Source organism: Nocardia sp. Tas62D01 (assembly GCF_055232035.1).
Map to the genome: position 1 here is coordinate 217,376 of NZ_JBUYUZ010000001.1, position 26,564 is coordinate 243,939.

General features: G+C 67.0%; 18 protein-coding genes. 10 read left to right on the top strand and 8 right to left on the bottom strand.

From position 1 onward, the window contains the following. Positions 1–26: 26 nt before the first annotated feature. The 4 genes from ACV7NQ_RS01205 to ACV7NQ_RS01220 form a co-directional block, all read right to left on the bottom strand. On the bottom strand, positions 27–893 hold the full coding sequence (locus tag ACV7NQ_RS01205) for a metal ABC transporter permease (protein ID WP_463357883.1): 867 nt from the start codon (positions 891–893) through the stop codon (positions 27–29). Next, the gene (locus tag ACV7NQ_RS01210; RefSeq protein ID WP_463357884.1) at positions 890–1,798 is read right to left on the bottom strand and encodes a metal ABC transporter permease; all 909 of its coding nucleotides are present in this window, start codon (positions 1,796–1,798) and stop codon (positions 890–892) included. The genes ACV7NQ_RS01205 and ACV7NQ_RS01210 overlap by 4 nt, the downstream gene beginning before the upstream one ends. A gap of 216 nt (positions 1,799–2,014) precedes the next feature. Continuing rightward, on the bottom strand, positions 2,015–2,716 hold the full coding sequence (locus ACV7NQ_RS01215) for a metal ABC transporter ATP-binding protein (RefSeq protein ID WP_463357885.1): 702 nt from the start codon (positions 2,714–2,716) through the stop codon (positions 2,015–2,017). Further along, positions 2,717–3,652 (bottom strand): metal ABC transporter solute-binding protein, Zn/Mn family, encoded by a 936-nt coding sequence (locus ACV7NQ_RS01220; protein WP_463357886.1) that lies wholly within the window; start codon positions 3,650–3,652, stop codon positions 2,717–2,719. A gap of 208 nt (positions 3,653–3,860) precedes the next feature. Between ACV7NQ_RS01220 and ACV7NQ_RS01225 the strand changes: the two genes are divergently transcribed. Further along, positions 3,861–4,160, top strand: coding sequence for a hypothetical protein (locus tag ACV7NQ_RS01225; protein ID WP_463357887.1), 300 nt, complete (start codon positions 3,861–3,863; stop codon positions 4,158–4,160). A gap of 192 nt (positions 4,161–4,352) precedes the next feature. On the opposite strand, the gene ACV7NQ_RS01230 is transcribed toward ACV7NQ_RS01225, so the two are convergent. Next, positions 4,353–4,883: a class I SAM-dependent methyltransferase gene (locus tag ACV7NQ_RS01230; protein ID WP_463357888.1), complete on the bottom strand. Its 531-nt coding sequence runs from the start codon at positions 4,881–4,883 to the stop codon at positions 4,353–4,355. Positions 4,884–5,034: 151 nt separating this feature from the next. Further along, the gene (locus tag ACV7NQ_RS01235) at positions 5,035–6,144 is read right to left on the bottom strand and encodes an aldo/keto reductase (protein ID WP_463357889.1); all 1,110 of its coding nucleotides are present in this window, start codon (positions 6,142–6,144) and stop codon (positions 5,035–5,037) included. 157 nt (positions 6,145–6,301) lie between these two features. On the opposite strand from ACV7NQ_RS01235, the gene ACV7NQ_RS01240 reads away from it, so the two are divergent. Genes ACV7NQ_RS01240 through ACV7NQ_RS01280 form a run of 9 tightly spaced genes read left to right on the top strand, consistent with a single transcriptional unit; the run spans position 6,302 to position 24,677 of the window. Continuing rightward, entirely contained in the window at positions 6,302–10,114 is a 3,813-nt protein-coding gene (locus tag ACV7NQ_RS01240) for a non-ribosomal peptide synthetase (protein ID WP_463357890.1), read from the top strand. Continuing rightward, entirely contained in the window at positions 10,101–10,595 is a 495-nt protein-coding gene (locus tag ACV7NQ_RS01245; RefSeq protein WP_463357891.1) for an OsmC family protein, read from the top strand. Before ACV7NQ_RS01240 ends, ACV7NQ_RS01245 begins: the two co-directional genes overlap by 14 nt. Further along, positions 10,595–17,800, top strand: a complete 7,206-nt coding sequence (locus ACV7NQ_RS01250; RefSeq protein ID WP_463357892.1) for a condensation domain-containing protein — start codon at positions 10,595–10,597, stop codon at positions 17,798–17,800. The genes ACV7NQ_RS01245 and ACV7NQ_RS01250 overlap by 1 nt, the downstream gene beginning before the upstream one ends. Further along, positions 17,793–18,542 (top strand): class I SAM-dependent methyltransferase, encoded by a 750-nt coding sequence (locus tag ACV7NQ_RS01255; protein ID WP_463357893.1) that lies wholly within the window; start codon positions 17,793–17,795, stop codon positions 18,540–18,542. The genes ACV7NQ_RS01250 and ACV7NQ_RS01255 overlap by 8 nt, the downstream gene beginning before the upstream one ends. Further along, a complete protein-coding gene (gene hsaA, locus ACV7NQ_RS01260) occupies positions 18,539–19,786 on the top strand; it encodes a 3-hydroxy-9,10-secoandrosta-1,3,5(10)-triene-9,17-dione monooxygenase oxygenase subunit (protein WP_463357894.1) in 1,248 nt (415 codons plus the stop codon). The genes ACV7NQ_RS01255 and hsaA overlap by 4 nt, the downstream gene beginning before the upstream one ends. Beyond that, positions 19,783–21,174, top strand: a complete 1,392-nt coding sequence (locus ACV7NQ_RS01265) for a class I SAM-dependent methyltransferase (protein ID WP_463357895.1) — start codon at positions 19,783–19,785, stop codon at positions 21,172–21,174. Before hsaA ends, ACV7NQ_RS01265 begins: the two co-directional genes overlap by 4 nt. Then, positions 21,171–22,574 (top strand): FAD-binding oxidoreductase, encoded by a 1,404-nt coding sequence (locus ACV7NQ_RS01270; protein WP_463357896.1) that lies wholly within the window; start codon positions 21,171–21,173, stop codon positions 22,572–22,574. Before ACV7NQ_RS01265 ends, ACV7NQ_RS01270 begins: the two co-directional genes overlap by 4 nt. Further along, the gene (locus ACV7NQ_RS01275) at positions 22,571–23,704 is read left to right on the top strand and encodes a class I SAM-dependent methyltransferase (protein ID WP_463357897.1); all 1,134 of its coding nucleotides are present in this window, start codon (positions 22,571–22,573) and stop codon (positions 23,702–23,704) included. Before ACV7NQ_RS01270 ends, ACV7NQ_RS01275 begins: the two co-directional genes overlap by 4 nt. A gap of 13 nt (positions 23,705–23,717) precedes the next feature. Beyond that, positions 23,718–24,677 carry a fused (3R)-hydroxyacyl-ACP dehydratase subunits HadA/HadB gene (locus tag ACV7NQ_RS01280; protein WP_463357898.1) on the top strand — a complete coding sequence of 320 codons (960 nt, stop codon included), beginning with the start codon at positions 23,718–23,720 and terminating at the stop codon, positions 24,675–24,677. A 53-nt stretch (positions 24,678–24,730) separates the two neighbouring features. On the opposite strand, the gene ACV7NQ_RS01285 is transcribed toward ACV7NQ_RS01280, so the two are convergent. Beyond that, entirely contained in the window at positions 24,731–25,468 is a 738-nt protein-coding gene (locus ACV7NQ_RS01285) for an SDR family NAD(P)-dependent oxidoreductase (protein WP_463357899.1), read from the bottom strand. 224 nt (positions 25,469–25,692) lie between these two features. Then, positions 25,693–26,427 (bottom strand): IS110 family transposase, encoded by a 735-nt coding sequence (locus ACV7NQ_RS01290; protein ID WP_463357900.1) that lies wholly within the window; start codon positions 26,425–26,427, stop codon positions 25,693–25,695. Positions 26,428–26,564 lie beyond the last annotated feature (137 nt).

Sequence of the window (26,564 nt, forward strand, 5' to 3'; positions counted from 1 at the left end):
CACGAGGGCGCCGCGCCACTGTGCGCTCAGCTGAGCGACGGTCCGGTTGCGACATAGCCACGCGAACGGTATCGGCGAATTCGGTCGAAGAGTACGGCGGCCGGATAGCCGACGGCGGCCACGGCGATGATGGTGAAGTTGGCCGGCGCGGCCGGGATCGCATAGGACAGTGTGATGCCCACCCAGACCGCAAGGGTGGCCAGTCCCGCAGACAGCCAGAACGCGCGCCAAGGCTGCCCGGTGAGCCGCGCGGCTGCGGCGGGCGGGGCGGCGAGCAGCCCGAGAACGACTATGGCACCGACGATTTGGGTAGCCTCGGCGACAGTGGCGCCAACGATCGCGAGAAACAGCGCACCCAGGATTCGGACGGGCACTCCCGCCGCCCCGGCGACCGCCGGATCCACCGTGGCGAACAGCAGCGGGCGCGATATCGCAAGCAGCACCATACCGACACCGACGGCGATGAGGACCGCGGTCGTCGCGGCGCTGGCGCTGATACCGAAGATGCTGCCGAATAAGACGGTGACGTTCGCGGTGCTGTTCCCGGTGCTTCGGTGGGTGGTGTAGTAGGTCAGAAACAGCACACCCAGCCCCAGCATCCAGGCGAAGAACGAACCGATCGCGACATCATCACCACCACGGCCGCCGCCCGCTCCGAGCGCGAGTCCGGCGATGAGAGTCGCGGCGAAAAGTCCTATCCGCGGATCTATTCCGGCTGCGAGGGCGGCCATGGCTCCGGTGTAGGCGACGTGGCCGAGGGCATCACCGGCGAAGACTTCACCGCGTTGGACGACGAAGTAGCCGACGAGTCCGCACAGGATCGCGACGGCCGTGCCCGCGGTGAGTGCGTGGATGATGAATGGATGCGACAGCATCGCCGTCAAATCGCTCATACGACGGCCCGTTCTAGCGCGCTGGGCGGCTGCGGTACCGGCGCATGGCGTCCTCGCCAACGCTGCAGCGTGGCTCGGTACCCCGCGCACAGCAGATAGCAGGCGAAGGCGAAACTGCTGACCCAGAATCCGATCGGATACGGCGAGTAGAACGCGAAACCCATACCGGCCCAGGTGACGACGAGGGCGATCACGATCGAGACCGCGATGCCGATACCGGGATGGGAGGTGAGCTGGTGCGCGGCCGCCGCGGGCGCGACGAGTAGCGCGAAGACCAGCAGACTCCCGGTGACCTGGCTGGTGCCGGCCGCGGCGACGCCGAGCAGCAGCAGGAATGCCGCGCCCACGAATCGCACCGGAACTCCGTGGGCTGCCGCGGTTTCCGGGTCCAGTGACGCCCACAGCAGAGGCCTGCCCAGCAGCAGGAGCAGACACGGGATTCCGGCAGCGAGTAGCAGGGTGACCTGGTCGTCGGTGACACCGGCGATGGTGCCGAACAGCAGGTTCGTCAACCCGGAGAGGAATCCTTTGTAGAGGCTGACGAACAGCATGCCGGTGGCCAGTGCGAAGGCTTGCACGGTGCCGATGATCGCGGGCTGCTCGCCGGCCCCGCGAGATCGGGCCGCCGACGGAAGCGCGGCTATCACCAGCGCCGCCCCCGCACAGGCGGCGAAATAGCCGAATCCGGTGGACAATCCGAGCCAGGTGGCGGCCGCGGCACCGGGAAACCCGACCACGGCCAGGGTGTGCCCGGCGAAGCTTTCGCGCCGCAGCACCATCACCCAGCCCACCGCGCCCGCCACAATGGCCACAATGGTGCCCGCGCGCACGGCATTGACCATGAACGGATACGCCATCATCTGCCGCAGATCATGCGCCAGATTCCAGGTCGCGACCGGGTTCATCGCTCCTGCCCCGCAACAGGATCCGCGATAGCGTGCACGGCGGGCACGTCGGGTTGTCCGACGATCACCATCCGGCCGGTGCTGTCGCGCAGCACTTCGATCGGAATACCGTAGAGGGGGTCAGTTTCGCGCTGGTGATCACTTCCTCGGGCGTACCGCTCACTGCTGTTGCGCGCGCGACATAAACGAGGCGGTCCAGATACGGCAGGATCGGATTCACGTCGTGAGCGACCAGGACGACCGCGACCTGCTGCTGTCGGCAGATATCGCGCACCAGTGCGCTGATACCGGCTTGGCTCGGCACGTCGAGGCTGTCGAGGGCTCGTCGAGCAGCAGTAGCCGAGGTCGTCGGATCAGGGCCTGCGCGATCAGCAGCCGTTGCTGTTCACCACCGGAGCACTGCCCGATCGGCCGGTGCGCGTACGCGCTGGCGCCCACCAGTTCGATAACCTCGCGCAGTCGATGCTCTCGATCCCGGAACCGTTGGGGTGTCAGCAGTCTGGACAACCACGGGATCGGTGTCCCCCATCGTGCGCCGTCGAGTCCGAGTCGCACGATGTCGACGCCGCGGATGCGCACGCTCGCATCGAAGGCCCGCCGCTGCGGCAGATAGCCGATGCGGGTATTGCCTCGACCGGCGCGACTGCCCAGCACCTCGACCGTACCCGCGACCGGCGGGGTGAGGCCGAGCACGACCTTCAGCAGCGTGGACTTTCCGGCCCCGTTCGGCCCCAACACGGCGACGAACTCGCCAGGCTGCACGTCCAAGGAAGCATCCGACCAGATTCGTTTCCCACCCACGACCGCGGCCACCCCCCGCAACCGGATCGCGGCTGCGGGGAGTGCATCGGCAGGGGCCGGTGGGTTCGGCGGGGCCGCGACATCGTCCTTCGCGGCCCCTGTCTGCGTGCTGGTCACCTACTTGCCGGTCGCGGTGTGCAACGCGTCGCGCAGCTGCGTCAACTGGCTCGATTGCCAATCCTGGAACGACGCGTTCTCCGGGGCAAGGGTTTCGGTCACCGTCGCCACCGCGATGCCCTGCTTCTTGGCCGCGTCGACTTGGCCCTGCACATCCGGGGTGCTGTTCTGGCTGTTGTAGACATACACCTTGATCGCCTTGGTCGCGATCTGCTGATCGATCGCGGCCTTGTCCGCAGGCGCCGGGTCGGTGCCCTCACTGATCGCCTTCAAGAACTCCGGCGGCGTGATCAGGTTGAGGCCCAACGCATCCGACAGCGGAGAGAAGATCGACTCACTCGCGCCGACGGGAGTGCCTGCGTATTTCGTCTTGATCTCGGAGATCAGACCGTGATACTTCGACAGACCCTCGTCGAGGAACTTCTGGCGCTGCTGATCGAAGTACGCGGCGTCGGCCGGATCGGCCTTCTTGTAGTCCGCGGTGATCGTGTCCACGACCTTGGCGACGACGTCGGGCGAGTACCACTGGTGTGGGTTGCCGTCGTCGGCGACACCGACCAGCTTGCCGACATCCAATACGGTGCGGTCCGAACTCGGATTCGCCGCCAGCAGCTTGTCGATCCAGGCGTCGTAGCCGATCCCGTTGGCTATCACGACCTTGGCACCAGCGATCGCGCGCGCGTCCGCGGGCGAGGCTTCGTAGTCGTGCGGATCGGTGTCGGGGTTGGAGATAATGCTCGTCTCGTGCACCTTGTCACCGCCGAGCTGGGCGGCGATGCTGCCCCACGCGTTGATCGTCGCCACCACCTCGAGCTTGCCGCCCGACCCCGACGAATCCGACGACGAACTGCACGCCGTCCCCATCGCGACAATCGCGGCCGCGCAAACCGCCGCCCCTACCAGACGTGTGCTGAACCCGGACGAGCCATTCTGCATCCCTCATCAGATCTTGAAACTGAAAACCATTGTCGCAAATCTAACAGGTATCCCCTTTGATGCACGACCCGAGTTCGCGAAGTTGCCCTTGGACACGCCGCAGGTAGGGCGATACCTCAGCAATTCATCAGCACACACATGAACATGCGCATATAATGATGTGACAAGTAGATGTTCACCTCAGTGCCGCAAAGAAAAGAGGAACACGATGACAGCAGCGGTTCACGCGGAGCATGCACGCCACGAACACACCCACGGCCCTAGTTGCGGCCACGTCGCCATCCCCCACGGCGACCACGTCGACTATGTGCACGACGGCCATGTGCATCGCGCCCACGACAACCACTACGACGAATGCGAACCCCCGACACACATCGCCCACGACAGCCACGACCATATCCACGGCGAGGAATGTGGACACGTCGCCATTCCGCACGGCGACCACGTCGATTACGTGCACGACGGCCATCGCCACGCCGCGCACGACGGCCACTACGACGAACACTGACTTCGACGACCCGCCCAGCGCGACATCGGCCGTGGCCCCGCACAGAGAACGCTCGCGACGGCTACGCCGATGCCGCGATAGTGGCACGGCAGATTTCGCGGTAGCGGCCTTGACGACCCGGAATGCCCGATTCGGTTCAGGTCAGGCTCGTGAATCCGGTAGGGGCACACAACGGCGAACGAAGTACGCTCCTCAGCGACTGGCCGTGACGAGTTGGAATGCCGCGCCGAGCCGCGCAACGTTGGGCTCGGTGAACCCCGCATCCTGGAACAGTGCGCGTAGGTCGTCGTCGGTGTACAGGCGCATGCGTCGGGCCACCGGCGGCGGCACGACCGATGCGGGCGGGTTCGGCGCGACGGTGTGCACCACGATCCGCGCGCCCGGTGCGAGTACCCTCCGCAGTTCGGTGAGCGCGCGTGGGGCGTCGAGGAAAAAGAAGACGTTTGCCATTGCCGCGCAGGTGAATTGCTCATCGGGCATAGGTAGCGCCTCGGCTGTTGCCTCGACCACCTCGAGGCGACCGTCGTGTACCGCGGCAGCATTGTTGCGGGTGGTCAGCGCGACCATATCAGTGCTATGGTCGACGGCGGTCGCACGACAGCCGGACTCGAGCGCCCACTGTACGAAGGTGCCTCCGCCGCAGCCGATTTCGAGTAGGTTGTCGGCCGGTTGGAGCTCCAGTGCTTGCAAGGTGTCGCGAAATATTTCATGGTGGGCCTTCATGTCCCGCCACCACAGGCGGGCGATAGGCCCCCTGGGACGTGACAGCATTCGGTCCGTCAGTACGTCGGCGATGTTCGGCATCGGCGAGCACCCATCCTTCCTGTTCTCGGCGTAGTCGCCAGAATTCGTTGAGCGGGTATCTATTTGCGGCTCATGTCTGCGTGTAGGCCCGGATGCGCAGATCACCGAATACGGTGTTGCGTGCCAGCGGCCGAGCGAGGAAATCGTGGGGGAAACCGAGTTCCACCGCGGCGGCCTGGTGCAACCGATTCAGGTGGTGGTCATCGAAGGCAACGCTCAATGCGCCGAGGTTGTCGTCGAGTTGGCGTATGGTGCGGGCTCCTACGATGGGAGCCGCGACGGCGGGGTTGCGCAGCGTCCACGCCAGTGCGACCTGTGCGGGTGTGCGCCCGAGTTCGTCGGCGACCTGACCGACGGCATCGGCGATCGCCAGTCCGCGCTCGGTCAGCGAGTCGTTGGCCACCGCGATGCTCTTGCGTGATCCCCCGGTCGCGGTGGTGTCGGTAAGATCGGCGCGGGTGTATTTGCCGGTCAGTACGCCGCTCGCCAAGGGTGACCAGGGAATTACACCGAGGCCGAGTTCGCGCGCCATCGGAATCAGCTCGCGTTCACCGGTCCGCTCGATGAGGTTGTATTCGATCTGCAACGCGATCAGCGGCGACCAGCCGCGCAGCTCCGCTAACGTCTGCATGCGCGCGATCCGCCACGCAGGGGTATCCGAGATGCCGAGGTAGAGCACCTTGCCCGCACGGACGAGATCATCCATAGCGCGCACGATTTCGTCCATCGGTGTCAGCCCGTCCCACAGGTGCAGATACAACACGTCGAGGTAGTCGGTGCGCAGTCGGCGCAGACTTGCCTCGACCGAGGCCACCATGCTCTTACGGTGATTGCCACCGGAATTCGGATCGGTGAGCCGTCGGATCGCGCTGTACTTGGTTGCCAGCACCAGACTTTCGCGATCGGTGGCGGCGAACTCGCCCAGCCATTCCTCGGCGGTGCCGTTGGTGTACTGGTTCGCGGTATCGATGAAGTTGCCGCCGCGCGCGACGTAGGCGTCGAAGATCCGGCGCGCCTCATCCTTGTCCGCACCCCAGCCCCAATCGGTGCCGAAGGTCATCGTGCCGAGCGCCAGCGGCGACACACGTAGCCCGGAACGGCCGAGCAGCCGATAGCTGTCCAGCTCCAGCACCCGCGCCGCCGATCCGGTCGCATTCCACGATGCATTGTGCGCCAACATCTTCCGCCCATCCAGGAGTTGCCGACAGCATCCGCCGCGCCGCAGATACGCAGTACGGCCGACGGCGACAGCTATTCATCAGTCACCATATTGATAACGACAATCGTTGCCGTTAATGTAGCTGTGTCGGGTTTGTCGAGCAAGGGCTGGGGAGATTGTGGCAGCAGCAGACGAAGTCCGACGGTGTGTCGGCACGGTACTCAAAGTGCAACCGCGGGAATTGGTTTCGACTCGACGGTTGCAGGAACTGGGGATGGACTCGTTCCTGGCGGTCCGACTACACCTGCGGCTCGCGGAACGGATCGGGGTGCGGGTTCCGCTGGAGTTGTTCGTCGGCGCCACCCTCGAATCGTTGACCGCAGAGGTCGAACAGCGAAGTGTTACAGCGGCGGACACCGGGCCGGCGGCCGAATTATCGGGCGGCACAGCTGAAGTCGCCCCATTCCCGAACCGGGCAGATGAGGAGGAGCTGACACCGATCCAGGCCTCGTACTGGGTCGGTCGGGAAGCCGATATGCCGTTGGGCGGGGTGGCCACCTTCTACTACTTCGAATTCGACCGCGACGCGACGCGATTCGTCGCCGCGGATCCGCTCGCGGAGGTGCAGGCACTCGAAGTCGCGTGGAATCGACTGGTCGATCACCATGAGATGCTGCGCGCGACCATCACCGACGACGGCACCCAACGCGTCGAACCACCGGGTCCGAGGTATCGCATCGAGGTGACCGATCTGTGCACGCGCCCCGAGGATGTCGAGTCGACGCTGGGTGAGTTGCGCCGGGAGCGGTCGCATCAGGTTCGGGACACCACGGTGTGGCCGCTGTTCGATATCCATGCCGTCGTGCTCCCCGAGGGGAACCTGCGACTGCTGGTCGGGTTCGACATCATCGTGCTGGATATGGCGAGTTGGAATCTGCTGATGCGTCAGTGGGGCGAGCTCGTTGCGGACCCCACCGCCACGCTCGCCCCGGCGGCTTCGTTTCTGCAGTTGCTGCGCGAGCGCAAGCGGGCCGATGCCCAACGCCGCGAACAGGACCGCGAATACTGGCAGACGCGGACGGCGACGCTTCCGCCCGGCCCCCAGCTGCCGTATGTCGTGGCCCCGGAGCAGATCCGCAAACCCAGATTCCAACGCCACGGTGCCGAACTCGATGCGCGGCAATGGTCGGCGCTGACGGCGCGGGCGGCGGCGCGCGGGCTGAGCCCGACGGCCGTGCTGCTCGCGGCGTTCGGTTTGACGCTGTCCCGTTGGGGCGCGACGGATCCGTTCTGTCTCAACGCCACGCTCTTCGATCGCCCCGATGCCGCCGACCAGCTGGATGTGGTCGGCGACTTCACGACCACCGCCCTGGTCGAACTGCCCGCGGCCGAGCTGGGCTCCTGGCCGGGCTTCGCCGATTTCGCCGCACGGGTCAACACCCAGTTCTGGGCCGATCTGGAGCATCGCTCCTATAGCGGCGTGGAAGTGCAGCGCACCCAGGCCGGTGACCTCACGCCGCGCTATCCGGTCGTGTTCACCAGCGGTGTCGGACTCGGCGGGGCGCGCGGCGCGGCGGCGGGCTGGCTGGGGGCCGAGATGTTCGGCGTCTCGCAGACCCCGCAAGTGGTGCTCGACCACATCGTTTGGGACGAGGCCGGTGAGTTGCGTATCGCCTGGGATGCGGTGACGGAGGTGTTCCCGAGCGAGCTCGTCGGGCAGATGTTAGCGGCGTACGTGCGCTTGCTGCGCAGGCTGGCCGATGACGACAGTGCTTGGGACAGCGTGGATCTCGGGTGGAATCCCTACTTCGAGACGATGGAGACCGGGCCCGAGCCGACCGTGGAGCCGCTGCTCATGGACCCCCAACAGGGGGCCACGCTGACCCGACCGGACGCACCGGCGATCTTGAGTCCGAAGGGTGCCACGACCCATGCCGAACTGCTGGCGAAATCCCAGGGCCTAGCCGCCCGCTTGGCTACCGCTGGTGTCGGTTCCGGCGATCGGGTGGCGGTGGTGCTGCCGAAGTCGGCCGGACAGATCGTCGCTGTGTACGCGGCACTCTGGGCCGGTGCGACCTTCGTACCGATCGAGCCGGAGTGGCCCCAGGCACGCATCGCATCGGTGTGCGCGCGCGCCGAAATCACCCACGCGCTGGTCACGCCGGATACCCGGAACAAATTGCCGCACAATGTCATCGGACATCTCATCGACGGATCCGACTGTACCGAGGCCGCCGAACCGGACCGCGCCGAACCGGACGAGCTGGCCTACATCATCTTCACCTCGGGTTCGACCGGTACGCCGAAAGGCGTTGCGGTCGAGCACCGCGCCGCGCGAGTAACCATCGACGACATCAATAACCGATTCCACATCGGGCCGGACGATCGAGTGCTCGCATTGTCGGCCTTGAGTTTCGACCTCTCGATCTACGACATGTTCGGCGTGCTCGGCGTCGGTGGCGCACTCGTCGTGCCCGAGGCGGGCCGACAGCGCGATCCCGGGCACTGGTGCGATCTGATCGCCGAACATCGAGTGACGGTGTGGAATACCGCGCCCGCCGTGGCCGAGATGCTCGTCGAGTACGCCGAGGCCGATCCCGCCGCGGCCGCCCAGCTGAAGTCGCTGCGGCTGATGCTGCTCTCCGGTGACTGGATACCGATCTCCTTGCCGGACCGCCTGCGCGCGCTCGTCCCCGATCTGCGGGTGATCAGCCTCGGCGGCGCGACCGAGGCCGCGATCTGGTCGATCCACCACCCGATCGAGCGAGTGGCGCCGGAGTGGACGAGCATTCCGTATGGTCGCGCGCTGCGCGATCAGTTCTTCCTGATCCTGGATGACGACGGTCGGCCGTGTCCGGTCGGCGTGCCCGGTGAGCTGCATATCGGCGGCGCGGGTCTGGCCCGCGGCTATGTCGGCGACGAGGAACAGACCGCGCGCAGATTTGTGCGTAATCAGCATCTCGGCGAACGCCTTTACCGCACTGGCGATCTGGGCCGCTGGCGTCCCGATGGTGCGATCGAATTCCTCGGCCGCGTGGACCGCCAGGTCAAGATTCGCGGCCACCGGATCGAGCTCGGCGAGATCGAATCGGTGGTCACTCGGCATCCCGGCGTGCGCCGCTGCGTCGCCGCGGTGCTGCCCGGCGCAGACGACCGACCGCGGTTGGTGGCCTATCTCGTTGCCGGGGCTGCACTTCCGGACCCCAGCGAATTGGCAGCTTACGCTGCCCGGCAACTGCCGCAGTACATGGTGCCGTCGCGGTGGATATCGGTCGACTCGATCCCGCTGACGCCGAACGGCAAGGTCGATTCGTCGCGCCTGCCGAACCCGTTCCGCCGCAACGGTATCGCGTCCCTCGAAGCCGACGGGACCGGCGCGGATGATCTGCCGCGCGCAGTGGATGCCGGATGGCTGGTCGAGGCAGCCGAACAAGCACGCGGCCTCGGATTGACGCTCACGATGCGGCTGGAACCGAATGAACTCGACGGGATGGCACACCCCGCGGCCACCGAGTGGACGCGTCAGCTGCGTGCGGGGGCCGCCACCCACGGTCTACTGGTCACCGAAATACCCAGTGCCACAGACATCGTTGTCGAATTCACACTGGTCTTCGACGATTCGCCAGCCCGCGAGGCCGTGGTGCCCGCCGATATCGAACAGGCGGTCACCGCGGTCTTCACCGAACTCCTCGGCACCGAAGTCTCGGCGACAACACCCTTCTACGACCTGGGCGCGACCTCCTTGACCCTGGTCCGGGCGCACCGCCGGTTGCGGCGGTTGGCACCGGAGCTGACCGTGCCGGATCTGTTCCGGCACGGTTCGGTCCGACGCCTCGCCGCTTGGATCGTCGCGCAGACCAACGGATCGGACGCCAGCCACCGAGACGAATCGCTCCGGGCCACACCGAATCTCACCGACGCCGCCGAACGCGGCCGACGACGGCGGGCCCATCGATCGAAAGCGAGGCGGGCATCGCATGCCGCTCACTGATGTCGTACAACAGCTCCACACCGCCCTGCGTCGCCGGACGGACCGCAGGCAGCGCTTCACCGCGCACACCGAGCACCGACCGGGCACGGCCACCGAGGTGAGCGTCCGGATCAACGGGCATGCGCTGGTAGTCGACGAGCCGGTCGCGGCGGGCGGCGGCAATGCTGGTCCGGACCCGATCGGGCTGGCGCTCGCGGCCCTCGGCACCTGCCAGATCGTCACCTACCGCTTCCACGCAGCCCGCCTCGGCATCGACATCGACTCACTCGCCGTCGATATCAGCGCCCAGCTGGATATGGGACCGGTATTCGGCATCGATACGGCACCGCAGGTCGGCGCGATCCAGATGCGGGCGCGAGTCAGCGGCCCGAGCGCGCCGCAACGCTACCGGGAACTGCAGCACCTCGTCGATCAATCCTGCCCAGTCCTGGCGATCGCGCGCGGACAGACCCCGGTGCATTCGGAATTGGAGATCTCCTGATGACCAGCAATGACCTCGATGCCATCGCGATCGTCGGCATGGCCTGCCGATTCCCGGGCGCTCCCGACCTCGCGGCCTTCTGGGATCTGCTCGCGTCGGGCCGGGAGGGTTTGAGCCGGTTCAGCGATGGCGAACTGGCCGCGCGCGGCGTGTCGGCCGAACTGCGTGCGCACCGCAACTATGTGCCGGTCGGCGGCGTCATCGATGAGCAGGATCGCTTCGACCCGGACCACTTCGGTTTCACCGCCGGTGAGGCCGAACTGCTCGACCCCCAGCTGCGCCTGCTGCTGGAATGCTCGTGGGACGCCCTCGGCGATGCCGGCCATGGCGGTGGCGCGGGACTCGGCGCGGTCGGCGTCTTCACCGGTGCCTCGCACAGCGATTACCTCGCGGAGAACCTCGCTCACTATCGACGCGCCGCCGACCGTGACCCGCTGGGGTATCTGCAGGCGACGATGGGCTCGATCACCGACTACTTCCCGCAGCAGATCGCCTACCGGCTGGATCTGACCGGACCGGCGATGGCGGTGCAGGCCACCTGCGCCACCTCGCTGGTCGCCGTGCATACCGCCGCCCAGTCGCTGGCCAGCGGTGAATGCGACGGCGCACTCGCGGGCGGTGTTTCGCTCATCGTGCCGCAGGGCCGCGGCTACCTGCACGTACCGGACGCCATTTTCGCCGCCGACGGGCATACCCGCACCTTCGGGGCCGAGGCGTCGGGCATGGTGCACAGTCAAGGCGTCGGCATCGTGCTGTTGCGGCGGCTGGAAGACGCGGTGGCCGACGGTGATCCGATCTACGCGGTGCTGCGCGGCAGCGCGGTGAACCACGACGGTGCGGGGAAGGCGGGATTCACCGCGCCCTCGGCGACCGGACAGGCTCGGGTCGTCGCGGAGGCGCTGGCCGCCGCCGATGTCCAACCCGACGAGGTCGATCTCATCGAGGCGCATGGCACCGCGACAGCTTTGGGTGATCAGATCGAATTGGCCGCGCTGGCCGCGGTATTCGGTGACCGTACCGCGCCGGAGCCGATCGCGATCGGTTCGGTGAAAAGCAATATCGGGCACACCAATACGGCTGCGGGAATCGCCGCGCTGATCAAGACCACACTGGCGCTGCACCACAGCCGGATACCGGCGACGCTGCACGCCGACCCGGCCCATCCCGAACTCGCCCGCCACCGTGGCCTTTTCGAGGTGGCCAACCGCACCACGGACTGGCCGCAGCGCCACGGCACCAGAATCGCCGGAGTCAGTTCCTTCGGGATCGGCGGCACGAACTGTCACATCGTGCTGGAGCAGGCCCCCGCCGACAGACCGCACTCGGAGCAGGACGAGCGGACCCAGCTGCTGCTGGTCTCCGGGCACAGTGAACAGAGCTGCCGTGCCCAACTCGACCTCGCCGCAGCGCATATCGAGGCGGACAGTCGCGCCGACTACGCCTACACCCTGCTGCACGGCCGCCACACCGGCGGCGGATGGCGATCGGCGGCGGTTCTGTCGGAGCACGGTCCGGTGCCGCAGCAGGTCGCCTCGCGACGGCCAGCGGCGCAGCGGCCGTATATCGTCTTTGCGTTTCCTGGTGCGGGGGCGCAGTTTTCGGGCATGGGTTCGGGGCTCTACCGCGACGAACCGGTATTCGCCGACACGATCGACACATGCGCGCAGGCGCTGCTCCCGCTGCTCGACTTCGATATCCGTGACATCGTCAGCGGGCGGGCACCCCAGAGTGCCGTAGATGACGTGCGTTATGGCCAGCCCGCGTTGTTCGCAGTATCACTGGCGACCGCGATGACGTTGCGCGAGTTCGGCATCGCGCCGGACGGCGTGCTCGGGCACAGCCTCGGCGAATACGCGGCCGCGGTCGTGGCCGGGATGATGGATCTCGCCGATGCGGCCCGGCTGGTCGCGGTGCGTTCCCTCGCGCTGGCCGGGGCCGCGCCGGGCGGGATGCTCGCGGTGGAGCTCAGCGAAACGGAGCTCACCGACCTGCTCGCCGATCATCCGGACCTCACCATTGCCGCGATCAACGCGCCCGACGCATGTGTGGTCTCCGGTCCCGCTGCCGCCCTGGGCGATCTCACCACCGTGCTCGACCGCAGTGGGATCCGGTCCGCCCAGCTCCGGATCGATGCCGCACTGCACTCCCCCGCCGTGGCGGGGGCGGTCGCGGCGGTACGCGAGGCGGCGGCGACGGTGCCGACGGTGCCTGCCGCGATGCCGCTTTACAGCACGCTCACCGGGCAGGCGACGCGCACCGTCGACGTGGAGCACTGGGCGCGGCACCTGCGTGAACCGGTGCGTTTCGCTGCGGCCGTCCGGGCTGCCGCTGGTGCGCAACCGACCGTGATCGTCCAGGTCGGTCCCGGCGGTGCGTTGGCGTCGTTGGCGCGGCGCAATGCTGCGGCCGGATTGGTCGCAGCATTGAGCACGCTGCCCGGTGCCGACGAAGCGACCGAGACGACATCACCTGACCGGGCCGCGCTCTTGGCCGCGGTCGGCCAATTGTGGTGCGCCGGAGCTGATCTGCGCCCCGAGGCGCTGCACGGCCGTCGGCGGCGTGTGCGTCTGCCCGGATTCCCGTTCCAGCGACGCAGAGTGTGGATCGACCCGCCCGAACAGTCCGGTGCGGTAGCGAGTTTTGCCACAGGCCACGGACATTCCGCTGCCCTGACTCAAAGCACCGACATACCGGCCGAGGGTCCGGGCCTAATTCCTAGACACCACAACAGCAACCCCGGCAGAGTTCGGGTTCCCGTGGCAGACAATGGCATTCACCTCGGTGATGAGGCACGATCTGGTGCGCCTCGGCTCCATCGAGATGCCCCGGCAGATTTCTCCACGGTCGACGAGCAGCTTGTCGCGGCATTGTGGGGCGAACTTCTCGGTACCCCGGTGCCCGCCGCCGACGCCGACTTCTTCGCCCTCGGCGGGACCTCGATGCTGGCGACCCGCATGCTCGAACAGCTCAACGACCAAGAGCAGGCCGACATCCGACTGCGCGAACTACTGGCGCAGCCGACCGTGGCCACCTTCGCGAAACTCCTATCGTCGCGACGGGCCCCCCTGACGGAACCGGTGGCACCCAACCCGCCCGCCGCTGCAGACACTGCCGTCGAACCGTTTCCGCTCACTCGGGTCCAGCATGCCTACTGGGTCGGCCGGTCGGGCGCCTTCGGCCTCAGCGACGTGTCCTGTCACATCTATCTCGAATACGACTGCACCGACCTCGATCTCGACCGCTACCAGCAGGCCTGGCATCGGCTGATCGCCCGCCACGACATGTTGCGCGCGGTCATCACCGAAGACGGTCGCAACCGGGTGCTCGACACGGTCCCCGACTACCGGATCCGCCGCCACGACCTCACCGACCTGCCCGCTGCCGAACGCGAGGACACCCTCGCTGACCTGCGCAGGCAGCTATCGCACCGGGTGCACCGCCCGGATCGCTGGCCGCTGTTCGACGTGCGCGCAGCCACCGTCGACGACACCACGACCCGGGTGTTCCTGGGAATCGATGCCCTGATCTGCGATGCGGGCAGCTTCCTGGTCCTGGATCGCGATCTGCGGCACTTCTACGACGACCCCGCAACCCCCCTGCCGCCGGTGCGGACCCGATTCGCCGATTACGTCGCCCACACCGCGACCCGCCTCGACACACCCGCGCACCGCCGCGCGGTGGATTACTGGCAGCAGCGCATGGACCTGATCCCGGGACCGCCCGCACTCCCGACCCGCACCCGCACCCAGACCCGACCCTGGTTCGCCCGCCGCGCCGGACAACTCGACGCCACCGAATGGACCTCGCTGCGCCGGATTTCCGCCGAGCACGGCGTGACACCGTCGGCGGTTCTGCTCACCGCCTACGCCGATGTGCTCGCTGCCTGGTCCGGCGACGAGCGGTTCGCGGTCATGCTGACGCTGATCGACCGGCCGTTCGCGCTGCCCGGAATCGGGGACGCGATCGGTGATTTCACCACGCTGCTCGCGCACGAGGTCGATCGCACCGGTGCCGAATCGTTCGCCGACCGGGTGAGACGCACCCAGCAGCAGCTGTTCGACGATATCGATCACCGTGACTATTCCGCGCTCGAACTGCTCGCCGAACTGTCCACCCGATCCGGTGAGCGGCAACTGCTTCCGGTGGTCTTCACCAGCGCTCTCGATGTCGCCGAGTTGGTGGGCGCGGATCCGGATCTGGAATGGGCCGGGCGGATGGTGCACGGCGTCAGCCAGACGCCGCAGGTCTGGCTCGATCACCAGGTGTTCGTGCACGCGGGTGCACTGCAATTGCAGTGGGACGTCCTGGAGACCGTGCTCGATCCGGACGCCGCCGATACCGCTTTCGCCGCCTATCTGGCCTGGCTGCGTCTGCTCGTCGCGGATCCGAGCACCTGGACCGCCGCCACAGGCGGGCCACGGCTGACGAGTCCGGGCGCGGATGTGGCGGCCGCCATCGAGGTGATCTGGACCCAGGTGCTCGGCCTCGAAACCGACACTGTCCGTGCGGATTCCACCTTCGTCGGACTCGGCGGCGATTCGGTGCTCGCGGTGCGGATGGCCACCATGGTGCGCGGGCGGCTCGGCGTCGCGGTCCCGGTGGTCGATCTCGTCGGCGATCTGACCTTCCACCAGTTGGTGGCCTTCATCACCGAACGCCGAGCCGATACCCCGGCCTCGGCGAGCGTCGAATTGGTGTACCAGTCCGACCCCACCGCCCCGTTCCCGCTGACACCATTGCAGCAGGCATATTGGGTTGGGCAGCAGCATGGTTGGGCGCTCAGCTACGATTCGGCCCACAACTATGTCGACTTCCGGCTGTCGGGCATCGACCCGGCCGAGGTCGAATCCGCGGTCCGCAGCCAGATCCGCCGACAGCCGATGCTGCGCGCGATATTCCTGCCCGAGGGCACCCAGCAGGTGCTCGACGAAGTGGATCCGCGCCTGGCCGTCCTGCCGATCACCGCGCTGGATCGGCGCGGCACAGATGTCGGCGAAATCGACGCGCTGCTCGCCGAGACCCGCGCCGAAATGCAGCGCAGTGGACCAGCGATGGATCCGTGGCCGTTCCGGATCACCGCGATCCGGCTGCCCGGCGATGAGCTCAGCCTGCATATCGTGTGCAGCCTGCTGGTCGCCGACGGCTGGTCGGTGCAGCTGATGTTCACCGAACTGTTCACCTATCTGGACGAGCCGAATACGGTGCTGCCGCCGCTGACCGCGCACTTCGGCGATTACGTCGAAACCATCAATCGGCAACGGCAAGAACCGGAATGGCAGGCCCAACGCGATTGGTGGTGGGACCGGCTCGACGAATTGCCAACCGCGCCGGCCCTTCCCCTGGCGGCACCGTTCGATCAGGTCCGTCCGGACACGTTGGTCCGGCGCGAGCTGCGGGTGTCGGGCACGCAGATGGCGACCCTGCGTACCCGCTGCACCGAGTACGGCATCACACCCACCAGCGCCTTCGCCACCTGCTACACGATCGCATTGGCCCGGCTGGCCGGGCACCGTCGATTCCTGCTCAACGTGCTCTACCTCAACCGCCTGCACCTGCCAGCGGATCTCGATCACGCCATCGGCCCGTACGCTGGGACGGTCCTGCTCGATGTCGACCTGCCCGCATCGGCGCCGTTCATCGACGCGGCCCGGCGCATGCAGGACGCCACCGCGCGGATGCTCGACCACGGACAGGTCAGCGGTGTGGAGATCGTGCGCGAGCTGGGCCGCCGCCGCCGCGATACCGCACCGCAGGCACCGGTCGTCTTCCACAGCACCCTCGGACTGCATCCGCCCGGCGGCACACCGGAGACCGTACGGGTCAGGGAGTTCTACCAACGCGTACGCACCCCTCAGGTGGCCTTGGATATGCAAGTCTTCCAATGGGATTGGGACGACTCGGTCGTGGTGAACCTGGACGCCGTCGCCGAATTGTTCTCCCCCGGCGTGCTCGACGCATTGTTCGCCGATATTCGCACCCAGGTCGACGCGCTCATCGAACAGCCCGAAACCTGGACCGCCACCGTCGAATTGCCCACCGCCGAACGCAGCGCCACCGCCGTCGCGACGACCGGACGGGCCGCCGCCAGCGGTCCGCTCGGCACCGACGCCGAACGCGCTGTCGCGGCGCTGTGGGCACGCATGCTCGAGATCGAGCCCGACGACGCCCGATTCGATCGGGCCACGGACTTCTTTGCCATCGGCGGCGATTCGGTGCTGGCCATCCGGATGCTGAACCGGCTGCGCAGTGAACTCGGACTGGTCGTCACACCCCGAGCCTTCCTGGCCGATCCCACGCTCACGGCGACCGCCGGAGCGACCGAGGTGCAGCAGGCCGCCGCAAGGTATGACGATTGCGCGGTCACGCTGCGCGACGGCACCGGGAAACCGCTGTTCCTGCTACATCCCACCGGCGGTGATGTGCTGTGCTACGCCGAATTGGCGCGCAAGCTCAGCACCGATCGGCCCGTCATCGGCATCCAGGATCCGGCGCTGGCCGGTGCGCCGGGACCCGATAGCGTCGCGGAGCTGGCCCGGATCTACGAAGGCGTGCTGCGCGCCCAGCAACCCACTGGGCCCTACCACCTCGGCGGCTGGTCGATGGGCGGGATCGTCGCGCACGAAGTCGCACGGCGCCTGCGGGAGTCCGGCGAGACCGTCGCCGTGCTGGCCTTGATCGACGCCAATATCGCCGACCGCATCCGGCACACCAACGGCGGCGAATTCTGGTCGCGGTATCTCGGGTCGCTAGAGGCGTTCCTGGACATCGACCTCGAATCGGCCTCGCTCGATACAGAATTGCCCGAGCAGGAACAGCGCGAGGCGATCGCACGGCGCTTGGACGCGGCCGGTCTCGTGGGACGCGATCCCTCGACCCAGCAATTGCGCGAGACGACCTTCGAGCGGCACCTGCGCGCGCTCGGCGCGCACAGCACCGGATTCCTCGACGACGGCGGACTCGAAACGCTCATCGTGCGGGCGGATCTGCCCGCGCCACGCAATTCCGGAGTCGGGATGGGCGTCGACGATTGCCGGGATCTGCCGGACCTGGGCTGGCGGGCCTATACCGACGGCACGATCACCACGCATATGGTTGCGGCGCACCACTATTCGCTGCTGCACGAACCCGCCGTCGACACCGTCGCGCGGCTGGTATCCGAGGCATTGGAACGCGCAGGGGCGAAGGTTGGGGAGCGTCATGACTGACCCGGGTCACGACTCCTACGCGGCGGCCGCGGAGTTCTACGATCTGATGGCGACACCCTATGTAGCACAAGTCGAACCGGTGCTCACCGCACTACTGGACGATGTCGACACCGTGCTCGGGCCGATCGTCGATATCGGCGCGGGCACCGGACTGTCCACCGTCATGATCGCCGACGCACTGCCCGAGGCGAAACTCGTCGCAGTCGAACCGGCATCCGCGATGCGTGCGGTGCTGATGTCGCGGCTGGCCGCACGCAAGGACCTGCGCGAGCGGATCACGGTGCTGCCGCAGGGTCTTCTCGACACCGGACTGCCGAACAAATGCGCGGCCATCATCGCCCTCGGCGTGATCGGGCATTTCGACGCCACCGCGCGACCGAAGGTGTGGTCGACGATCGCCGCCGCCCTCGCACCCGGGGCCAGCGCGGTGGTGGAGGTGCAGCGGCCCGGGCGCGTGGCCGAGGTGTCCGAGCGCCGCTACACCCGCACCCACGCCGGTGAGCTGCGCTACGAGGGCTGGAGTGCGGCGCAGGTCGTCGACGCCGAATCCCTGCTCTGGCGCATGACCTACCGCGTCTACCGCGACCAGCTCCTGCTGCAGGAGACCGTCGCCGAACACCTCGTCTGGCCCGCCGACCCGGATCGGCTCGCCAAGGAAGCCGACGTCGCAGGCCTTCGACTCACCTGCGCCGACAGCGAGACCGGACTGCTGCGATTCGTCAAGGAAAGGCAGGAACGATGACTGTGCACAATGGCATCCACAGCCTGGGTGCCGAGGCGGTGCTCGCCGCCATCGAAGACCTGGCGCCCGCGCTGCGCGAACGCGCCGCGGCGACCGAGGACGCCCGCCGTATTCCCGCGACATCCATTGTGGGGCTACAGGAATCGGGCTTCTTCACACTGCTGCAACCGAGGCGCTACGGCGGCCACGAAACCGATCCGGTCACCTTCTACACCGCGGTGGCACGGCTCGCCAGCGCCTGCGGCTCCACCGGCTGGGTAGCGTCCGTTCTCGGCGTACCGCCGTGGAATGTGGCACTTTTCGATGTCCGCGCGCAGGACGAGGTGTGGGGTGAAAGTACCGCCACTCGCATCTGTTCGTCGTATGCCCTGACATGCACGGCAGTTCCGGTCGAAGGCGGTTATCGGCTCAGTGGCCGTTGGGGTTTCGCCTCGGGCTGCGATCACGCGACGTGGGCACTGCTGGGCGCGCGCATCGTCGAGGACGGTACGGCGGTCGATACCTGCACGGTCCTGGTGCCGCTCGGTGATTACGTGATCGAGGATGTCTGGGACGCTATCGGTCTGCGCGGCACCGGAAGCAATGACCTCATTGTCGAGGACGCGTTCGTGCCCGCGCACCGCGTCTTGAGTTCGAGTGCGGTGGCCACCTGTGTGGCTCCCGGCCATGCCGTCAATGACAGTCCGCTGTACCGGATTCCGTTCGGCTCGATCCACACCAGCGCGATCACCGCACCGATCATCGGGATGGCGCGCGGGGCATACGCGGCGCACATCGAACACCAGCGCGGCCGGGTGCGGGTGGCGCTGCCCGGTGATGCGACCAAGGACAGCGGCTTCACCGGAACGCCCTTCCAGGACGATCCGGCCACGCTGGTGCGCATCGCCGAGGCCGCCAGCGAGATCGACGCCGCATGGCTGCAATTGACCCACAACATCGCCACCCTCTACGACCGCGCCGCAACCGGCGAGCCGATCACCGCGATCGACCGGCTGCGGGTGCGCCGCGACCAGGTCCGCGGCACCGAAAGGGCGATCTTCGCCGTGGACCGGCTCTTCGAGAATTCCGGCGGCCGCGCACTGCGAGCCGGCACCGCCATCCAGAGATTCTGGCGCGATGCACACGCCGGACGCGCACATGCCGCCAATGACCCCGAACGCGCCTACCGCATGTTCGGAGCAGCCGAATTGACGACGCCGACATCGGGGTCGACCCCTTCGGATACTCGGGAGCAGAAATCGTGACCGAGCGCAGCGAGCGGGCCACAGGCACAGCACCGGCCGGTCGCAGCGCAGCTGTGACCGAGCAGGCGGTGTCGATCCTGGTCGGCCACCCGTGGGTCGACGCGGCCTGGTGGGACGAAGGCAGAAGCGCGATCCTGGTGAGCCCGGCCGCCTCCGCGGTGGCCGTCCGACCGGGTCCCGGACCATTGCTCACCGAACATCTGGAGCACTGGCGGCACGTATACGAGTATGTGTACTCCACCGCCGAGGGACGGCACGGCGACGATCTCGACCTGTCCGGCTGGCGCGCCTCCGATACCGGTAAGCCCTTTCCGCTCGACCACATGATCGAGTGGGTGGCGCACGCGGTCGGACTCATCCTGCGCGCCAAACCACGCGTGGTACTCGAATTGGGTTGCGGCAGCGGTCTCCTCGCCCACCGCGTACACCGCAGCACCCGCGCCTACCTCGGCATCGATGTCGCCGAACCCGCCGTGCAGCGGCTACGCGCCCAAGCATTACCAGGTGTGCGGGTGCTGCAAGGGGCCGCGCACGAACTCACCTCGGCATCGGTCACCGCGGCGCTACGCGAGGCGACCGGTGACGATACGGCGGCACCGGATTGTGTGGTGCTCAACAGCGTCACCCAGTGCTTCCCCAACCAACAGTATTTGACGGCAGTGCTCGACGACGCCCTCGATCTCGTCGCCGCGGGCGGGACGGTGGTCGTCGGCGATATCCGCAATCTCGCCAACGCCCCGAGTTTCGCGCGCTGGCTCGAAATGGCACGCAACCCCGAGTTGGCCGATCCGCAACTGTCCGCGCGTATCGCCGGTCGGCTTTCCGCAGATGAGGAATTGCTCTGCGATCCGCGGCTATTCGCCCGCATCGCCGATCACCATCACCGCGATATCCGAACCACCTGCTACGCCAAGCCGTTCCACGCTGACACCGAACTCACCCGATACCGCTACGACATCGTCTACACCGTCGACGCCCCCGCACCGGAACCAGTTCGCACCGTCGAATGGTCCGCGCTACCCGCCGACCGGCTCCGCGCCGCCGACCTGACGAGCAAACCCACACTCGTCACCGGTATTCCGAACGCACTGCTGGATCCGCACGCCCCCGACGCCATCCGCCCCGCCGAACTCGCCGCAGCCATCCCGCCCACGTGGGCGGTGCTGCTCGACTCCGCCGACGGCCGACTGCTCGCCGCCGGTCCGCCGCAGCACTATCACGATCGAGATGCCTTGCACCACAACGACTCAACTGTCGGTTGCAACGATCCCAACACCACATTCGTGCAGCGGCGACTGCCGGAGATCCTCACCGATTATCTAGAGAGCGAACTCCCTACAGCGGCCGCACTCGATATCGCGGTAGCACAGGAGCCAACCGTCCGATGACGACAACACCATTCCTCGACCAACTCGACGACCTGCGCAGCGCCTGTCACGGTGCGGTGCTGCTCCCGACCGACACTGGCTACGACTCGTCCCGCCACACCTGGAACACCGCCGTCGACCACCGCCCCGCGGTGATCGTGCGCTGCGCCGACACCGCGGATATCCGTGCGGCCGTGGACTTCGCGCGCCGCCGCGGCCTGCCCGTATCGATGCGCGCGGGCGGACACGATGTCGCCGACCACGCCGAGGTCGAGCGCTCGATAATGCTCGACCTGTCACCGCTGAAGACCGTCACCATCGATCCGATCAACCGTCGCGGCACCGTCGCGCCCGGGGTGACCTGGACCGAATTCGATCGCGCCGCTCAGGCGCACGAGTTGGCGGTCACCGGCGCGGACGTCTCGACGGTCGGGGTGATCGGCACCGCAATGTCGGGGGGAACCGGTTGGCTGCAAAGGGCATTGGGCTTCACCTGCGACAATGTCCTTGCGGCGGATATCGTGCTTGCCGATGGCCGACAGGTGCGCGCGGACGCCGACCACCATCCGGACCTGCTGTGGGCTTTGCGTGGCGGTGGCGGTAACTTCGGCATCGTCACCAGCCTGGAACTTCAACTCCATCCGATCAGTACCGTCTACGCGGGGACCCTGCTGTACCGATACGACAAGGCGCGCGCGGTGCTCACCGCCTTCCGCGAATTGTGCGCCACCGCACCGGCCGAGCTGTCGCTGCGGGCCACCCTGATCAACTGGCCGCCCACCTCACCCAAGGGACCACCGATGGCGGCGATCACCGCCTCCTACCTCGGCTCGGCCGCCGACGCCCGCGCGGCGCTGCGGCCATTGCGGCGGATCGGCGAACCGGAGCTCGATCTGATGCGGCCGCTGAGTTATCCAGAGCTGCAGAGCAATACCGAGCAAGCCTTCACCGAAGGACACGGCACAGCGACCGGAACCGAATGGCTGCGCGCACTCGACGACCCCACCATCGACTCGGTCATCGACCTCGGCGCCCGGATGCCCACACCGCACACCCTCATCTCGATTCACCAGCTAGGCGGGGCGATCCGCCGGACATCCAACGAGACAACGGCATTCAGCTTCCACGACGCGAACTATCACCTCGTCGTCTTCTCCGGAGCACCGGGCGGTCGGCAGCTGGCGGCATCACAACGCTGGATCGCCGACATCATCGAAACCGTCCAAAGCTGTTCAGCCGGCGGCCCGTACCTCGGCATCCTCGACGGAACCAGTTCACCCGCGCGGGTCCGCAGTTCCTTCCACCCCCACGCCTACCAACGGCTACAGCGCGTCAAAGCCGAATACGATCCGAACAACGTCTTCCGCTGCAACCACAACATCCCACCCGCCGGCGCCCGACCCGACGGCGAGCCACGATGATCACCGAACTCGCCGATAACGCCCGCCGTGCCGCCGACGCCGCAACTCCCCTATCGAGCAGCACATCCGACCCACAGCACTACATTTCGGCCGTCGACGACCTCGACACCTTCGGACTGCGCGCCATGACTCGCGTGCTGGGAGAAGCACTGCCCGACAATGCGGTGCGCGACGAAGACGAGATCGCCGCCCACCTGCGGGTCGCGCCGCGGCATCGCTGGCTGCTGCGCCGATGGCTCGCCGAACTGACCGCGCGCCGATGGCTGTCCCGGCAACCGGCAGGCGGCTACGGAGCACCGCGGGAGCAGCACATCCCGGCTCGCGCCGAGCTGCGCGAAGTCTGCGCCGACCTCGGCTTCGCACCCGAACTCGCGCAATTCTTCGAACGCGCCAACCAAGCGCTACCCGAGCTACTGCGCGATCGCGTACTCGCGCAGGAACTCCTGTTTCCCGACGGCGACTTCCGCACCGCCGAAGCAGCCTACCGGACCAACCCGATCAACCACTACTTGAACGCCGCGACCCGCGAGATCATCACCTGGGCCGTGCGCGCACTCGAAACCGACCGCGCACCGGTCCGAATCCTGGAACTTGGTGCGGGAGTCGGCGGAACCACCTCCGATATTGTCGCGGCGCTCAGCGATTCGCGGGTCGACTACCACTTCACCGACCTGTCGAAATTCTTCCTCGACACCGCACGCACACAATTCGCCGCCTACCCCTGGATGCGCTACGGCATCGTCGATCTCAATGCCGACCTGCCACGCCAGCCCACGTGTGACATCGTGCTGGCCGCGAACGTCCTACACAACGCCAAACACTGCGGCCGGACGCTGCACGAACTGCGCGAACTCCTGGCACCGGACGGTTTCCTGATCTTCGTCGAATCCTGCCGCGAGCACGGCCAATTACTCACCTCGATGCATTTCCTGATGTCGCCGAAACCAGGCGGCACCCCGCCCGGCAGCACCGATATCCGCGCCGGAACCGATCGAATCTTCCTGCGCGAGCATCAATGGCTCGACCAGCTCACCCTCGCCGGTCTGCAACCGCACCTGGTGCTGCCCGACGCGGACCATCCACTTGCCGCGCTCGGCCAGCGCGTCTTCCTCGCCCGCAAACGCCCCTGACCCCAAGGACATCGTGGAGCAATACCACTGCGACGACCACTACGAGGTCGGCCGCGAAAAGATCCGGGAATTCGCCCGCGCCGTCCAAGACGTCCACCCGGCACACTGGGACGACGCGGCGGCCGCGGCGCTCGGCCATCCAACCCTGCTGGCACCCTTGACCTTCGCTTCGTCGGTCGCGACCTTCGCACAGCGGGCGATGTTCCGCGAAGCGACGGGAGGCTATGAGCCGAGCCGCCTGCTCCACGTCGAACAGGAACTGCTGTTCCACCGGCCGATCCGCGCGAACGACCGATTGACCTGGGAACTCGCAGTCGACAGCCACCGCGCGGTCGACGGAGGCGACCTCATCGTCGTCACCACCGTCATCAGCGATCGAGATACCGGCCCGGTGCAGACCGTGCACACCACGCTCAGCGGCCGCGGCGGCAACGATGTCACCGACATCATCGAAGCCGCACAACGGGTTTCGATACAGGAGATCGCCCCGCCGATCCAGAGTGCGCGGAAGGTTCCAGGCCCGCCGGCTTCCCCGAACCAGCCGGACGCCACATCGCCACACCGTCGAGAAATCGTGGCCGGACACCGGTTTCCGCGCCGAACCTACCGATTGGGCCGCGGCGACCTCGTCAACTATGCCGGAGTCTCCGGCGACAACAACCCCATCCACTGGAGCGACACCGTCGCGCACACCGCAGGCCTGAACGACGTCGTGGCACACGGCATGCTGACCATGGGCCTCGGCGCTGGATACCTCACCAGCCGGCTCGACGATCCAGCCTGCGTCAGCGAATACACCGTACGGTTCGCCCGAACTGTCACCGTGAACTCCCGAACCCCGACCGATCTCGAGTTCAGTGGCATCGTGCGATCCATCGACCATCGCGACCGCACCGCCGTCATCGCGCTCACCGCACACACCGGCGGCCACGACATCTTCGGCCACGCGACCGCCAAAGTTCGCCTGGCATGAAGCCGTTGCCGTCGACCACTCGACCTCACTACATTTATTGAAAACGATTAGGGTCAGTGCAGGTATGAGGCGCCGTTGATGTTCAGGACGGCGCCAGAGGTCCAGGTTGCCTCGGGGGAGGCGAGATAGCGCACGGCCGAGGCGATTTCCTCGGGGGCCGCGACGCGGCCGAAGGGGCTTTGTGCGCGGACCTCATCGGTGACGCGGTGGATGACTCGGTCGGTCGCGACGAAGCCGGGGGCGACCGAGGCCACGGCGATTCCGTAGGGTGCGAGCGCGACTGCCAGCGACTGCCCGAGCGCGTGCACCGCGGCCTTGCTGGCACCGTATGCGGGGAAATCGGGCTCACCGCGGAACGCGCCGCGTGAGCCGATATTGACAATGCGCCCGGCCACCCCACGGTCGATCATGTGCCGGACGGCGCAATAGGACATGTTGGCGGTGCCGAACAGGTTGACGTCCACTGTCTGCCGCCAGACCCGCTGCCACTCATCAAAGCTGGTCTCCGGCAACGGGTGTGCGATGTTCACCGCCGCGTTATTGACCAGCACCTCAACGGTGCCGAGCGCCTCGACCGCCCCGGCCACGATTGCCTCGGCCTCCTCCGCCGACCCGATGTCACCCCTGACGAGTACATGCCCCTTACCCGGCAGCCCCCGTAATGTCTCCTCGGCGTCGGCACGGTTGGAGGAATAGTGGACCGCCACCCGATCGCCGTTCTCGGCGAACGCCGTCGCGATCGCCCGCCCGATCCCCCGAGAAGCACCAGTCACCAGCACGCCGCGACTCATCCGTTGGTCACCATCCCCAAAGCATGCCATCGCCCCGTCGGTACCGCCGGACCGCGGGGTCTGTCAAGTTGCCGGTGTAACTGGTTGATTTGTAGTTACTTTCGTTCGCCGCTGGTCAGGCGTCCGTCGAAGGTGATCTCGAAGGCGTTGAGGGCGGCTTTCCATCGAGCGCTGCCGGGCTGTGCTAGTGCGATCCAGGCTCATGATCGTCAGGTACACGCACTTCAACGCCGCCGACTAATAGGAAGTGGCCGCGGGCCTTGACCGCCCTGCCGAGCGGGACGCATCAAAACTGACCGACTAGGCCGGCTACCGGTCTGAGAAGGTCGTGTTGATTTCCGCGGATCTGGTGCGGACCGCCGTGGCATCGTCGCTGCCGTTCCTGACGCACGTGTGACAGATCTATGTTCTGGTCTTCGTGCTACTGCGGGCCAAGCACCTTCAAGAAGATCACGCAACCGTTGCCGGGCCGATCCCGCGGCGACGAGCTGATCGGCGCGGCGGGCGCCCAGATTCCGCAACAGACACCAGTGCCCCTCCAGCACATAAGGCACATAGCAGCGCAGCTCCGCGACGCGTTTGGCGATGATCGTGGCGTCTTTGAAGTCCGAGCGGACCCGGGTGAAGTCCTCTTCCTCCCGGCCGCGATGCACCAGCATCGGGTTCACGCACACCAACTCCACCCCGCGAGCACGGGCCCGGTCCAGCAGCGGCTTCCAGCGATGCCCGGCCGGCTCACACCCCAACACGACACCACCGTAGCCGGCCTTCGCCGCGATCGGCCCGGCCCAGTCCAGGATGTCGTCGATCACCCACGCATCCCCTGTGAACATGCGCCGCCCGAGCACGGCCGAGTCGTGATCAGTGACTACCGCCGCCTGCTTGGCCGACGCCAGGGTCGACCGCCACGACCGCGAAATCCCTACGCACGATCGACCGCAACCGGGCCAACCGCTCATTCCTACGACGATCACCGCGCGAAAGCGCCCTGCCGGGGGCACCTAATTGGACAAGTGAAATGGTTGCGATCAGGTTGTAATTGCTAGCACCGGGGGTTCTCCCGCTGCTGCTCGACCAAAGAGTTCGGCTGTGGCAC

Bases quoted from the DNA above. Each gene is read 5' to 3' on its own strand.
- ACV7NQ_RS01205 (WP_463357883.1), bottom strand. From the start codon at position 893: ATGAGCGATTTGACGGCGATGCTGTCGCATCCATTCATCATCCACGCA.
- ACV7NQ_RS01210 (WP_463357884.1), bottom strand. From the start codon at position 1,798: ATGAACCCGGTCGCGACCTGGAATCTGGCGCATGATCTGCGGCAGATG.
- ACV7NQ_RS01220 (WP_463357886.1), bottom strand. From the start codon at position 3,652: ATGCAGAATGGCTCGTCCGGGTTCAGCACACGTCTGGTAGGGGCGGCG.
- ACV7NQ_RS01225 (WP_463357887.1), top strand. From the start codon at position 3,861: ATGACAGCAGCGGTTCACGCGGAGCATGCACGCCACGAACACACCCAC.
- ACV7NQ_RS01230 (WP_463357888.1), bottom strand. From the start codon at position 4,883: ATGAAGGCCCACCATGAAATATTTCGCGACACCTTGCAAGCACTGGAG.
- ACV7NQ_RS01235 (WP_463357889.1), bottom strand. From the start codon at position 6,144: ATGTTGGCGCACAATGCATCGTGGAATGCGACCGGATCGGCGGCGCGG.
- ACV7NQ_RS01245 (WP_463357891.1), top strand. From the start codon at position 10,101: ATGCCGCTCACTGATGTCGTACAACAGCTCCACACCGCCCTGCGTCGC.
- ACV7NQ_RS01250 (WP_463357892.1), top strand. From the start codon at position 10,595: ATGACCAGCAATGACCTCGATGCCATCGCGATCGTCGGCATGGCCTGC.
- ACV7NQ_RS01255 (WP_463357893.1), top strand. From the start codon at position 17,793: ATGACTGACCCGGGTCACGACTCCTACGCGGCGGCCGCGGAGTTCTAC.
- hsaA (WP_463357894.1), top strand. From the start codon at position 18,539: ATGACTGTGCACAATGGCATCCACAGCCTGGGTGCCGAGGCGGTGCTC.
- ACV7NQ_RS01270 (WP_463357896.1), top strand. From the start codon at position 21,171: ATGACGACAACACCATTCCTCGACCAACTCGACGACCTGCGCAGCGCC.
- ACV7NQ_RS01275 (WP_463357897.1), top strand. From the start codon at position 22,571: ATGATCACCGAACTCGCCGATAACGCCCGCCGTGCCGCCGACGCCGCA.
- ACV7NQ_RS01285 (WP_463357899.1), bottom strand. From the start codon at position 25,468: ATGAGTCGCGGCGTGCTGGTGACTGGTGCTTCTCGGGGGATCGGGCGG.
- ACV7NQ_RS01290 (WP_463357900.1), bottom strand. From the start codon at position 26,427: ATGAGCGGTTGGCCCGGTTGCGGTCGATCGTGCGTAGGGATTTCGCGG.